Annotated in this window: 9 protein-coding genes; 6 read left to right on the top strand and 3 right to left on the bottom strand. The window is 71.4% G+C overall.

What is annotated here, in order from left to right; all coding sequences use genetic code 11:
• Positions 1-19 precede the first annotated feature (19 nt).
• Both QSK31_RS29350 and QSK31_RS29345 read left to right on the top strand, forming a co-directional pair.
• Positions 20-748: an SDR family oxidoreductase gene (locus QSK31_RS29350; protein WP_285687717.1), complete on the top strand. Its 729-nt coding sequence runs from the start codon at positions 20-22 to the stop codon at positions 746-748.
• A 41-nt stretch (positions 749-789) separates the two neighbouring features.
• A complete protein-coding gene (locus tag QSK31_RS29345) occupies positions 790-2,019 on the top strand; it encodes a LysM peptidoglycan-binding domain-containing protein (RefSeq protein WP_285687716.1) in 1,230 nt (409 codons plus the stop codon).
• On the opposite strand, the gene QSK31_RS29340 is transcribed toward QSK31_RS29345, so the two are convergent.
• A complete protein-coding gene (locus QSK31_RS29340) occupies positions 2,016-2,342 on the bottom strand; it encodes a YrhB domain-containing protein (protein WP_285687714.1) in 327 nt (108 codons plus the stop codon). The two genes, QSK31_RS29345 and QSK31_RS29340, sit on opposite strands and share 4 nt — an antisense overlap.
• A 14-nt stretch (positions 2,343-2,356) precedes the next feature.
• Positions 2,357-5,041, bottom strand: coding sequence for a toxin glutamine deamidase domain-containing protein (locus QSK31_RS29335; RefSeq protein ID WP_285687712.1), 2,685 nt, complete (start codon positions 5,039-5,041; stop codon positions 2,357-2,359).
• Between the two features lie 141 nt (positions 5,042-5,182).
• On the opposite strand from QSK31_RS29335, the gene QSK31_RS29330 reads away from it, so the two are divergent.
• From QSK31_RS29330 to QSK31_RS29320, 3 genes are read left to right on the top strand one after another with little or no spacing between them, the layout of a single operon-like run.
• A complete protein-coding gene (locus tag QSK31_RS29330; protein ID WP_285687711.1) occupies positions 5,183-5,488 on the top strand; it encodes a hypothetical protein in 306 nt (101 codons plus the stop codon).
• Positions 5,485-6,081, top strand: a complete 597-nt coding sequence (locus QSK31_RS29325; protein ID WP_285687709.1) for a hypothetical protein — start codon at positions 5,485-5,487, stop codon at positions 6,079-6,081. Before QSK31_RS29330 ends, QSK31_RS29325 begins: the two co-directional genes overlap by 4 nt.
• A 26-nt stretch (positions 6,082-6,107) precedes the next feature.
• Positions 6,108-6,404 (top strand): WXG100 family type VII secretion target, encoded by a 297-nt coding sequence (locus QSK31_RS29320; protein WP_285687707.1) that lies wholly within the window; start codon positions 6,108-6,110, stop codon positions 6,402-6,404.
• 968 nt (positions 6,405-7,372) lie between these two features.
• On the opposite strand, the gene QSK31_RS29315 is transcribed toward QSK31_RS29320, so the two are convergent.
• Positions 7,373-11,713: an FtsK/SpoIIIE domain-containing protein gene (locus QSK31_RS29315; protein WP_285687706.1), complete on the bottom strand. Its 4,341-nt coding sequence runs from the start codon at positions 11,711-11,713 to the stop codon at positions 7,373-7,375.
• A gap of 43 nt (positions 11,714-11,756) precedes the next feature.
• On the opposite strand from QSK31_RS29315, the gene QSK31_RS29310 reads away from it, so the two are divergent.
• Positions 11,757-13,115, top strand: coding sequence for a LysM peptidoglycan-binding domain-containing protein (locus tag QSK31_RS29310; protein ID WP_285687705.1), 1,359 nt, complete (start codon positions 11,757-11,759; stop codon positions 13,113-13,115).
• Positions 13,116-13,133: the final 18 nt, after the last annotated feature.

Raw genomic sequence — 13,133 nt, 5'->3', positions numbered from 1 at the left:
TACTACGAACAGGACACCGATGTTCGACTTCAGCAACCGCACCATCCTGGTCACCGGCGCCTCCGGCGGCATCGGCGGCGCCACGGTCAAGCTGCTGCTCCAGCACGGCGCGGACGTCATCGCCGCCGGGACCAGCAAGGAGAACCTGGCGCCGATCGTCGCCGAGACGGGCGTACGCGGGCTGCCCTTCGATCTCACCTCGGAGGACGCCGTCCGCGACGCCCTGCGGGACCTGCCCGTCCACGGCGTCGTCAACTGCGCGGGCTTCGGCGGCGAGATCGCCACGCCCATGGAGACCGACATCTCGGTGTTCGACAAGGTCATCGCGATCAACACCCGGGGCGCGCTGCTGGTCACGAAGTACGCCGCGCGCACCATGATCGCCGCCGGCGGTGGTGGCGCGATCGTGAACGTCTCCAGCCAGGCGGCGCTGGTCGCCCTGCACGGCCACATCTCGTACGCCGCGTCCAAGGCCGCCCTGGACAGCATCACCCGGGTGTCGGCGCTGGAACTCGGCCCGCACGGCATCCGGGTCAACAGCGTCAACCCGACCGTGGTCATGACCCCGATGTCGGCCTTCTACTGGGGCCGCGACGACATCCAGGGCCCGTTCCTGGACGCCATGCCGCTGGGCCGTTACGCCACCGAGGAGGAGATCGCCGGCCCGATCGTCTTCCTCCTCAGCGACGCCGCGGCCATGATCACCGGCGTGACCCTGCCGATCGACGGCGGCTACACCAGCCGCTGACGACTGGCGTCCCGGAGCCGGCTGATCCACAATCGTGAGTCGTGCTCATCATTCTCCGCAGGGCGGCCCTTCTCCTTGCTTGCCTGCTGATCGCGGTGGTGACGGGCGCGGCGACTCCGGCCGCCGCTCAGCGCGCCGATCCGAAGTGGTACGAGGTCCGGGCCGAGTACGAGGGTGAGCCGGAGTACCTGTACGAGATCGCCGACCGCTTCCTCGGCGACGGCGACCGGTTCACTGAGATCTACGCGCTGAACAAGGGCCGTACGCAGCCGGACGGCCTGATCGTGAACAACCCGGAGGTGATCGAGCCTGGCTGGATCCTGATCCTGCCGGACGACGCCGAGGGTGACGGCGTGCGGACCGGCCCGCTCCCGGTGGCCTCCACGCCGCCCCCGCCGTCCTCCGCGCCGGCCGCCACTCCCCCGGCCGTGGCTGCACCCGCGACCGAGGAAACCCCGACCGCCTTGATCATCGCCGGTGCACTGATCGTGGCCGCGGCGGTCGTGCTACTGGTGCTGCTGCGCCGCCGTAAGCGCCCGGCCCCCAAGCCGCCGGTCTTCGACCACCCGACCACGCCCACACGCACGCTGCACGCGGCCGTCGACTGGACCATCGACCGGGCGCTGCGCGGGCTGGCGGCGGCGGAGGGCCGCACGGTGCCGCCGATCGCCGGGGTGTCGCTCGACGAGAGCCGGATCGTGCTGCGGCTGGAGACGCCGGACACCCAGCCGATCGAACCGTGGAAGACGACCGACGAGGGCCGCACCTGGGTGGCGTCGCTGCGTGCCCTGCAGGCGCTACCGGCCGCCGGGGACGTGCCGAACCCCTGCCCGCGGCTGGTCACGCTGGGCACCACCGGCGGCACCCGCGAGCTGCTCGATCTGGGCCGGAGCACCGGTGTGATCAGCATCGACGGCGAGGCCGCCGTCGACGTCGCGGCGGCCTGGGCCGAGGAGCTGATCAGCAGCCCGTGGTCGGACCGGGTGCGCGTGGTGACCGGCGGTCTCCCGGTCGCGGTCCGCAGCGAGCAGCTGACCGCGCGGGACAGCATTTCCGAGGCGCTGGCGGCCACCGGGGGCGCCGGGCCCGGCGTACTCATCCTCGGCGAACCGCCCGCGGAGGGCGACCTGCATCGCGCACGCGGCCTGACCGACTGGGTGGTGATCGTGCTCGGCCAGACCCACTACGACCACTGGCGCTTCACCGCGCACCCGGACGGACGGCTGGACACCGGCACGCTCGGCATCGCCGTCCAGGCCCGGGCGCTCTAACCGAAGCTGTGGTACTGGACCTCCGGGAGGGGGACCTGGGGGTAGCCGTTCTGCTCGGCGTACTGGTTGAGCCACTGTTCCACCGGCGGGGCGGACGGCGCCTGCCACACCGCGCTGCCGTCCTTGTTCACCACGATCGGCCCGGAGATGACGCTGGACTCGATGTCGCGGGTCTCCAGGTAGCGCGCCGAGTTGAACATGAAGGTCCACGCCCAGGGGAACTCCTGCGGCTCGACCGCGTCGAGGATCCGCAGCGGGTTCTCGGGCTCCTCGATCTCGCGGAGTTTCGCGTCCGCGAGAGCTCGCGCCTCGTTCTGGTCCATCGTCTCTCCCGGGATCATTTCGTGGGCAGGAAACCGATTGTGTCACCGGGGGAAACCGGCGGTACGTAACCCAGCTTGCCGGTCTGGCCGTCGAGGAACGCGATCCGGCCGCCGGAGTTGTAGACGTTCCAGACGTGGCCGGGCGCGCCGCTGGCCGGCCAGAAGCCGACGATGCCGATCGCGCCGTCGCCTCGGGCGGCCATCGCCTCCGTGACGTGTCCCCAGCTCGACGGGTACTGCATCGGGGTGTGCGGGAAGTTCGTCGTGATGGTGCCCAGCCCCGGTGCGGGCACGGACATCTTGGGAGCCGCGGTGGCGCCGGCGCCGTTCAGGTAGTCGTGCACCCGCTGCACGCACTCCGTGCAGTTGTTCTCCGGGCCGAACTTCTGGAAGTTCGGGTTGATCTTGCCGAGGTCGGGGAGGTTACGGTCGACGGCCAGGGCCATGTCGCTCTCCAGCAGGGTGCCCGGCCGGTAGCTCATCACCTCGACCGTGCCGCCGCCCGGCAGGTGGACGGTCTCCGAGAGGTGGTCGAGCAGCCGGCCGTTGAGCACGTTCTCCTGGGCGGCGAAGCTGGTGTTGATCTCGCCCTGTTTGACGTTGATCGCGTTCTGGTAGTCGGTGTCGAACTTGAGGTCGGACGCCGTGATGTCGTCGACCTTGATCTTCTCCAGGGCCGCCGTCTCGGTGCCGATGTCGGCCACCCGTACGCCGTCGAGCTTGGCGGTCAGGTCGGCGACCTCGGTGTCGCGGATCTTGCCCAGGTCCTCGGTGGCCTTGGCGACGCCGGCGTTGGCCGTGGCGGCGAGCTGGTCGCTCGCCGTCTTCATCTCCGGGACCTTGAGCTGGTCGAGGTCGTTCTTGAAGGCGTTGAACTCGACGTTGAACGCGTCGGTGTGCTTGACGACCACGGCGTCCGCCATCGACTCGATGGCCTGCGGCCGGGTGGTGTTGGTGTAGTTGTCGATGTACTCCTGCTTGGCGATCTTGAGCTGGCTCGCGTCGCCGCCGGCCGCCTCGACCTTCGCGATGGCCGGGTCGAAACCGCTGTTGACCTGCTTGACGGCGAAGGCGTCCAGCTCCGCGAGCTTCGCGTTGGCGGCGATGTCCTGACCCCCGCGGATCGCGGTGACCTCCGCGTTGATCTGGGTCTGGTGGATCTGCTGGAGCTCGGTGCTCTTGGCGTTCGTCAGCTCGAGCTTCTTCGCGTCGATCTTGGCGTCGAAGTCGAGCTTGATCCCGTCGGTCTTGAGCTGGAGATCGTTGGTGAACTTCTGCTCCGCCGAGAGCTTGCCCGCCGCCAGGTCGTCGGCGAACTTCTGGTTGATCCCGTCCGTCTTGACCTTGAGGTCGGTGTCGAACTTGTTGGTGATCTCGAGCTGCTTGGCCTTCGCCTGGTTCTGGAAGTCCGTCTTGATCTTGGCGAACTCGGTCGTCTCGGTCTGCGTCTTGAGCGCGGCGAGGTCGTTGAACTGGTCGGTGAAGTTCTTGGTCGTGGTGGTGCCGACCCCGGTGGGTGCGGGCATGCCGGTCAGCTGCTTGGCCGGCGGCACGTCGCCGAGCTTGGGAGCGCCCACCTTGACCGCGTCGCCCAGGGTCACGGCCGCCGCCTTGACCGCCGAGAACACCGCGGTGGACCCGTCGCCGATCTGCTTGACCAGCGTCAGCGCGCCCGTCCCGGCGGCCTTGATGGTGCCGACCATGCCCATGGCCATGTTCTTCATGCCGGTGAGCGCGGCCTTGGCGATCTCTTTGACGCCGCCCGCCTTGTAGAGCGCGGAGAGCTTGGAGAGCGTGGTCAGCCCCTTGACGCCGGGGATGACACCGAGGATGCCGAACACGAGATCCATCACGGATCCCTTGCCCTGCGAGAAGTCGACGATCGCCTTGATCAGCAGGAGCGCGCCGGCGGCCAGGGCGATCCAGGCGAGCGGGCCGCCGAGGATCATGCCGATGATCCCGGCTACCAGGGCCACCCACTTGGCGACCTCACAGATGATGTCCCAGAGCGCCTTGAGCGCGTCGGCCAGTTTGGCCCAGAAGGAACGCGGCTGGATGCCCACGTCGGAGGCGTGCTCGATGTCCCGCTTGCAGGTGTTGGCGCCGCCGTCGCGCAGCTGCTTGGCCTGCTCGGCGAGCTGCTTGGCGAGGTCCAGCTCCTGCTGAGCGCCGTTCACCCGGCCCTGCGCCGCGCTGAGCGCCTGCTTGGAGGCGTCGGCGTCGCGCAGCGCCCGCTCGACCTGGTCCTTGTCCGGCTTCTGCGTCTCGGCCTGCGCCTGCTGGGCTGCCTGCGACGCGCCGCTGAAGTCGGTCTCGGCCATCGACAGCGCGCCCTGCAGCGACTTCAGCTTCTCCGCCGCGGCCCGGCCGTCGACCAGCGCGCGGTCGGCCTGGGCCTGCGCATTTTCCAGCACCGGGGCGAAGACGTCGAGGGCGTCGCCGACGATCAGATGCGACTGGTACAGCTTGTTGACCTGGCTCGGGAAGTCGCCGAACTGCTCGCGGAAGGCGTCGCCGGACTTGCCCACCCAGGTGAGCACGGCGCCGTTGCCCTGCAGCGACTCGACGGCCACCTTGGCGCGGTGCGCCGACTCCGCGAACTCGTGGAAACGGGAGGCGAGCTGCCGCAGACGGGCCGGGTCCCCGGGCGTGGGATCACTGTCCATGTCGAGGACATACCAGTCAGCCGGTCTGGCCATGCAGCGCCTCCAGATCATGTGTACGCCCGGCGGAGTCTACAAGGGCAGTTACACAGGGTCCTGATCGACTCCGGTGGATGATCCTTGGATGCAGCACGTAGTCTGCCAGGGCAAGGGACACCCAAAAGGAGACATTCATAGATGGCTGGCGATCGACTGACGGTCAATCTCGATGGCCTGGAGGACTTCGCCACCGAGTTGGAGTCCATCCGTCACGGCATGGACACGGCGCGCTCATGGATGAACGAGTTCTCCGGCGAGCTCGGCGGTCGCGAAGTGGACGGCGCCATCAGTCACTTTGAGTCACATTGGCGCGACGGTCGGGGCAGGGTCGACAAGAACTGCGAAGAGCTGATCAAAATGGCGAAGCAGGCCGTCGAGAGCCTCCGCAAGGCCGACGACGACCTCACGAAGTCGCTGCGGGACAGCGCCGAGCAGGGTTCATGACGGCCACCGGCTTCGAGATCACCGTTCCCGGCGCCTGGTTCGAGATCGAGCTCCACCCCGACGCCCGCAACGCGGCCATCAACACCCTGGTCAGCGAGCGGCTGCGCGAGGTCCCCGACCTGTACGAGCACCGCTCGGCCCTGTCCAAGGTGCTGCGGGAGACCGCCCGCCGCGCATGGGACGGCGGCGCCCGATTCTGCGGCACCATGGTGGCCGGTTTCGACGGCGCGGTGCTGACCGCCACGGTCACCGTCACCATCGTGGACGCCCCGCACGGCGAGGGCGCCGCCGACACGATCGGCCCGCACCTGACCGCCGTGCCCCGGCGCGGCGACTCCACGTGGCGCGAGGTCACCACCGGCGAGGTCCTGGGGACGAAGGTGCCGCGCACCTGGGGTGTCGACGACGTCACCCTCCCCGACGGCGTCGGCTGGATCCGCGCGCTGATCATGCAGACCTTCGTGCCGTTCCCCGGCCCGAACCCGACCCGGGTGGCGTTGATCACCGGCAGTTCCCCGCTGCTGGCACTGGAGACCGAGTTCCACGAGGTCTTCGACGCCATCACCGGCACGTTCCGATTCACCGGCAACTAGCCGGCGACTAGAGAGAGGCAAGACACATGGCGAATGTCAATGTGACCTACCAGGAGATGCGGGACGCGGCCAACCGTCTCACGCGCGGCAAGGAGGAGATCCTGTCGCAGCTCACCGAGCTGCGGAACATGGTCAACAACCTGGTCAACGGCGGGTATGTCACGGACTCGTCCAGCAAGCAGTTCGACCAGTCGTACCAGGAGTTCAACGACGGCGCGACGAAGATGGCCGAGGGCCTCGAGGGCATGGGCAAGTACCTGACGGCGGCCGCGGACACCTTCCAGCAGGCGGACGACGAGCTCGCCAAAGCGCTTCGTAAGTAAGCAACAAGCGCGCACGTTTCGTCGTAAGCGAACGAACGTTCTTTCCTCGGAGAAGAACGTTCGTTCGCTTTGTTGCGCTCGACGTCGCTGGACACCCTTTTGGGCTGGGGTCTGGTCAGGCTTGCTGGTGTGCGCTCTTGCTTTCGCCGGGCTTGCCAGGCGCCCGAGTGACCGTTCGCGCTGCGGCCGCTCGCGCCCAGCGCGGGGTCACTCCCGGGCGTGCCAGGCGCCCAGGTTGCCTGCTCACCCTCGCTGCCGCCGCCCGCGGCCGTGGCCGGGCGCGGTCGGTGGTAGGACTCGGCGCGAGTGGGAGGACCCGGCACGCGGTGGTGGGCCAGGGCGGTATCTCGGCCGAAATACCGCCCTGGGCTACCACGATCCGCGCGAGTGGTAGCCCAGAGCGGTCAGGCGGCCCGGATAGCGCCTGCTCCTACCACCGACCGCGCGGATGAGGGCCAAGGCGGTCGTGGCGGGGGTCCAGGACCGGGATGCCGCCTTCGGCTACCACCCTCGTGCCCGGCTACCACCCTCGCGCCCGGCTACCACCCTCGCGCCCGGCTACCACCCTCGTGCCCGGCTACCACCCTCGCGCCCGGCTACCACCCTCGCGCCCGGCTACCACCCTCGCGCCCGGCTACCACCGCGGGCCGCGGCTACCACCGTGAGCGGCGGCAGCGACGGTGAGCGGGCACCCCGGCGCCTGGCACGCCCGGAACCCCGCGCCGGGCGCGAGCGGCGGCAGCGACGGTGAGCAGGCACCCGGGCGCCTGGCACGCTCTCAGCGGAACCCCGCGCCGGGCGCGAGCGGCGGCAGCAACGGTGAGCAGGCACCCCGGCGCCCGGCAACCCGGCGCCCGGCAACCCGGCCCAACCCCCACGCCGCGGTAAGCGCCGGCAGCAGAGGCAGCTACGGAAAGGCCCGGCGATGCGAGCCCTCACCAGACCTCCACCGCGAAGTGCCTTGAGATCTAGAACGGCACCTGCACGGTGATGTCTGAGCCGTCGCCCAGGTGCAGCACCGCGCGACCCGCCTTGACCGGCTGGCCGACCGCGGTTCGCGGCAGGCGCAGGCCGATCAGGTCGCCGTCGGTGCGGTTCTGCGGGGACAGCAGTGCGCCGCGCCGGGCCTTGCGCGCATCCACCAGCCAGCCGCTGAAGCCCACGCTCAGGTCCTCCGGGTCACCCGCGTAGATCACCGCGAGCCCGCGCGCCTCGCCCTCGCGGATCACGTCCCGCAGCTCGGACGACGCGGACGCGTCGCGCAGGGCCGCCGCGTCGTCGACGACGATCAGCGCGCGACCGGTGACCTGGGCGAGAGCGCCGTTCAGCTCGTCCGGGGTCAGGTCGGTGCCGGTGAAGACCGCGATGACCCCGGGTACGCCGGCCAGGTCGCGCACCGGTGACGTCCGTGGCGCCACCGCGATCACCTGCTGGCCGTTGTCCAGTGCCGACCGGGCCATCGACGCCAGCATCGTGCTGCGTCCCGACTTGGCCGGGCCGCCGATGCCGAACGCGGGCACGCCGCTCGCGAGGTCCGGCCCGTACGCGCTGAGCTCCTCGCCGCCGACACCCGCGAGCACCCAGCCCGCCCCGCCACCGGCACGAGGCAACGCGGCCGCCTCGGCGTACCCCAGCTTGTCGGGCAACTCCCCCAACCGGAACGGCCGCAGACGCGCGGGAACCCCGGCGTCGCGCTGAGCCGTCCGCGCGCCGATCTCGCCCAGCGCGGCCGCCTGCGCCGCGCCGCTGGGGTCGGGCACCAGCAGCGCGACCTGCACCTCGGTGCCCGACTCCGAGCGGAAGGCGCGTCCCGGGGCGATCTCCTCCGGCAGGTTGCGCGGGTGCAGGCCGATCATCGACATGTCCGCCTTGTCGGCCATCCGGAACGCGATCTTCTCCTCGGTGAGCGTGGCGACCCGGCCGGTCAGCACCGAACGGTCGCCGGTGATGATGACGTGCACGCCGACGCTGGCGCCCTCCCGCAGGAACGTGAAGATCTGGTCGGTGAGTGTGCCCGAGTCCAGTTCGCCCAGCGTGGACAGGAAGCCCTCCCAGCGGTCCAGCAGCAGCACGATGTGCGACAGGCGATCCTCCGGGGCCGCGGCCCGGCGCTGTTCGCTGACGTCGGCGAAGCCACCGGCGGCGAGCACGGCCTGGCGGCGGCGGATCTCCTCACCCATCCGGGAGATCAGCCGGACCGCGCGGTCGACCTCGGTGCGGCTGACGACCGCGCCGGTGTGCGGCAGGCCGGACAGCGGCAGCAGTGCGCCGTTGCCGCAGTCCAGGCCGTAGAGGTGCAGGTCGGCCACGGAATGCGTCCAGGCCAGCGAGCCGGCGATGGTGCGCAGCAGCTGGCTGCGGCCGGTGCGCGGGGCGCCCGCGGCGATCAGGTGCCCGAAGCTCTCCAGCTCGATCGTCGCGGTCCGCTGCGCCTGCTGGGCGGGCAGGTCGTCGATGCCGTAGGGGGCACCGTTTCCCGGCGAGAGATCCGCCAGGATCACCGCGGACGGCAGGGCGGGCAGCCACGGGCTGTGCTGCTCCGGTACGCCCGCCGCGGCCGACGCCTCCCGCAGCGCCTCGACCAGCACCTGGAGGTCGGTGACCTCGTCCTGCTCGCCTCCACCGGCCGCGCGGGCCACCTCGATCGGCCGGGCCAGGTCCGCCCAGTCGAGCACCCGCAGGTCCGGCGGCGCGGTCTGCACCCCGGCGGCGCCCGGCCGGCGGCCACCGACCCGGCCGGCCTGGAACGGCACCAGCGAGGACGGGCCCAGCCGCACGTACGCCCGGCCCGGTGTGGTCTTCGAGATCCGGGCGGCGTCGGACGCGTCCAGCACGTCCTGGCTCTCCGAGGCGTCGGTGACCCGCAACGCGATGCGCAGGTTGGTGTTCGCCCGGATCTCCGGCGACACCACGCCGCTCGGCCGCTGGGTCGCCAGCAGCAGGTGGATGCCGAGCGACCGGCCGCGCTGCGCGATGTTCACCAGACCGGTGACGAAGTCGGGCAGCTCGCGGGCCATCGACGCGAACTCGTCGATGACGATCAGAAGCCGGGGCAAAGAGACACTTCCCGGCGTACGGGCGGACACTCTTGTGTAGTCCTCGATGTCCTTCGCGGACGCCGCGGCCAGCACGTGCTCGCGGCGCCGGAGCTCGGCGGAGAGCGATTCGAGCGCCCGGCGGACCAGGTGCTCGTCCAGATCGGTGACCATGCCGACGGTGTGCGGCAGTCGCACACAGTCACCGAACGCGCTGCCGCCCTTGTAGTCGACCAGCACGAACGTCATCGCGTCCGGCCGGTTCGCCACCGCGAGGGTGGCCACGATGGTCTGCAGCAGCTCGGACTTGCCGGAGCCGGTGGTGCCCGCGATCAGGCCGTGCGGGCCGTCCCGCCGCAGGTCGATCTCGAACGGGCCGTCGAACGACTCGCCGACCACGGCCGCCGTGCTGGCGCCGCGCATCGACCAGCGGGCCACGATGTCGTCCGCCCGCGGCGGGTCCAGGGCCAGCACGTCCAGCAGGCGGCTGGAGCTGGGCAGCGCGGCGTCGTCCTCGTCGTCGCTGACGTCCCGGATCGGGGTGAGTGAGCGGGCCACCCGCGCGCACCAGGCCGCCGACGGCAGGTCCGGGCGTACCCCGGCCAGTTCCTCCGCGCCGGTGCGGGAGATGCGCAGCCCGGTGCCCTCCAGCGCGGCCACCGCCTGGCACTCGGCGGGCAGCAACCGGTCGTCGGTGTCGAGGCAGATCGCGTACACCCCGACTGCCGGACCGTCGCGCAGCAGCTGGACCACCCCGGGCAGCGAGCGCAACCGGCGCGACCCGTCCAGGACCACCACCATGTCGGGTTCGCGGAAGCCGGCCGACCCGGTCTCCTTGCGCACCGCCGACCGCTGGTCGATCATCTCCAGCAGGGTGGCGACGCGGCGGCTGACCGAGTCGGCGTCCATGCCGATCAGCACCGCCGGGCCCGACGGGTTGTTCGAGCGGGCGTGCGGCAGCCAGCGCAGCCAGTCCCAGCCGGCCCGGCCCGCGGCGTCGGTGAGCACGGTGATCTGCACGTCGATCGGGCTGTGCAGCACCGCGGCCTGCAGCACCGCCCAGCCACCGAGGGCGCGGGCGCTGTCCCCCGGCCCCGCGAAACCGATCACGCCGTAGTCGCGCAAGGACAAGGCGACGGGTACGTCCGGGATGGTCCAGTGCACCGTGCGCCGGTGTTCGTCCTGCTCAGGGTCGTCCAGCGCCACCTCGGCCGGCAGGTCGCCGCCGCCCACCCGCAGCAGCAGGTGGTCCTCGTCGCGGCGGCGGCGCTCCCACAGCCGGCGGCGCGGCCCGGTGGCGATCACCGCGATGTGCGCCGGGTCTGGGCAGACCTCGCGCCGCTCGGCCTTCTCGACCTCCAGCGCCTCCCGCGCCTCGCGTTCGATCCGGTCCTTGTGCTCGGCGTACTCCCGGCGCAGGTCGGTGTGCGAGCGCTTGCCCTGCCGCCGGGAGAACCAGTGGTTGCCCATCATCGACAGTGGGCTGAGCAGCGCCAGCAGCAGCATCGTCTTGTTGCCGGTGATCAGCATCAGCGCCAGCGCGCCGACCAGCGGAATCAGCGCGACCAGCCACGGCACCGGGCTGCGCGGCGGCTCCTTCGGCGGCGACGGCAGCCGGAACCGGGTCTGCCGGCGGGGCAGCCGGATCCGCGGCGGCCGGTTGTAGTCCAGGCCGGCGCCGTCGGCGGAGGGCTCCAGCGCGGCGTCCGGCCGGGTGTACGCGGCCAGTTCCAGCAGCGAGCCGTTCATCCTCAGCAGCTGGCCGGGGCGCCACTCGACGCGGTCGGTGACCTCCTCGCCGTCCAGTTCCACGGTGGCGCCCTGCGCGGGCTCCAGGTGGCAGCGGCCCTGCACGTCCACACTGATCGAGGCGGCGACCGGCGGGATCGACGCGTCCGGCACGCTCACCCAGCAGCCGCGGTCGCTGCCCAGGTCGCCGAGGCCGGCGCCGAGCCGCGCGAAGCCGCCGATCGCCGGTCCGCCGACGATCCGCACCTCGTACAGCCCCGCCTGCTCCGGCGGCGGCCAGGCGACCGGCCCGTCCAGGCCGAGGACCGCGCCGTCGCGGATGTCCGAGGCGGCCAGCGAGAGGTTCGGGTCGAGCGGTTTGCCGCCGGCATAGAGGGTGTGATTTCCGGTACGCCGCTCAGCGTCACGCAGTAGCCGTTGCGCTACGTAACCGAGATTTTCCACGGTGGTCTCACTGTCCGCAGTGAGCACCGTGTCGGCGGCATCGCTGGTACGAGGATCCACGATCGTCAGGAAGAGCTGCACAGTGCTGCACGGTATCGCAGCACGTGAATGTATCCTCGCGGACGTGCTGACGATCTCTCCTCGACGTGTCCTTCGCGGGGCCGCCGTGCTCATGGCCGCCCTCTTGATCGCGATGACTACCGGTCCCGCACCGGCAGTCGCACAGCGTGACGATCCGAAGTGGTACAAGGTGCAGCCCGCCTACAATGGGCAACCCGAGTTCCTGTACGAGATCGCCGAGCGCTTCCTCGGCGACGGCGACCGCCACGCCGAGATCTTCGAGCTCAACAAGGGCCGCGTGCAGGCGGACGGCAAGACGGTGAGCGACCCGGCGGTGATCGAGCCCGGCTGGATCCTGGTCCTGCCCGACGACGCCGAGGGCGACGGCGTGGAGACCGGCCCCATCCCCTCCGCGCCCGCGGCGCCCCCGGCTGCCAATGACCCGGCCTTCACCGCACCCGCCACCTCTCCCGCGGCTGCCGCTCCGGCCGCCGACAAGGGCTTCCCGGTCCTCCTGGTCGGGCTGATCGTCCTCGGCGTGCTGATCGTGACCGCGGCCGTGTTCTTCCTGCTCCGCCGCCGCCGGTCCGCTCCCTCGGCAACCGCCGCCGCCACCGCGACCTCGCCCAGCCGCAGCTTCGACACGGCCGCCGCCTGGACCATCGACCGCGCGCTGCGCGTGCTGGTCACCACCGCCGCCACGGCCGGCCGCCCGGTGCCGGCGATCTACGGCGTGTCCCTCGACGAGAGCCGGATCGTGCTGCGGCTGGCCGCCCCCGACGGCGACCCGGTCGAGCCGTGGGAGGCCACCGACAACGGCCGCAACTGGGTGGCCGCGCTGCGCGACCTGCAGGCGCTGCCCGCCGCCGGTGAGGTGCCCAGCCCGTGCCCGCGCCTGGTCACCCTGGGTACGGCCGGCGGCACCCGCGAGCTCATCGACCTGGGCCAGAGCACCGGCGTGATCAGCGTCGGCGGCGACAACCCGGCCTCCCGCGACGTGGTCGGCGCCTGGGCCGAGGAACTCATCAGCAGCCCCTGGTCGGACCGGGTCCAGGTGGTCACCGGCGACGTCCGCACCCGGGTCGGCGGCGACCGCCTCACCGCGGTCGGCGGCATCCGCGACGCGCTGGCCGCGGCCGAGGGCGAGCAGACCGACAACGCGTACGCCCTCCGCGGCGTCCACCGCCCCGGCGACGCGGGCGCCCTGGGCGTGCTGATCCTCGGCTCGGCCCCCGGCACCCGCGACATGGAGCGGGTCCAGGCCCTGGTCAACCGCCCCGACGCCGCCTGGGTCGTGATCGTGCTGGGCCAGACCCGCCAGGACCGCTGGCGTTTCACGGCCCACCCGGACGGCCGCCTCGACACCGGCGCCCTCGGCATCACGGTCTACACCCGGGCGGAGCACGCACCCTCCGCGCGCTGACAGTCACGACCTCTCGCC

This window comes from Actinoplanes sp. NBRC 103695, assembly GCF_030269485.1.
In the GTDB taxonomy this organism is placed as follows: Bacteria; Actinomycetota; Actinomycetes; order Mycobacteriales; family Micromonosporaceae; genus Actinoplanes.
The sequence above is the reverse complement of the archived record's forward strand: the minus strand, read 5'-3'. Positions and strand labels throughout refer to the sequence as shown.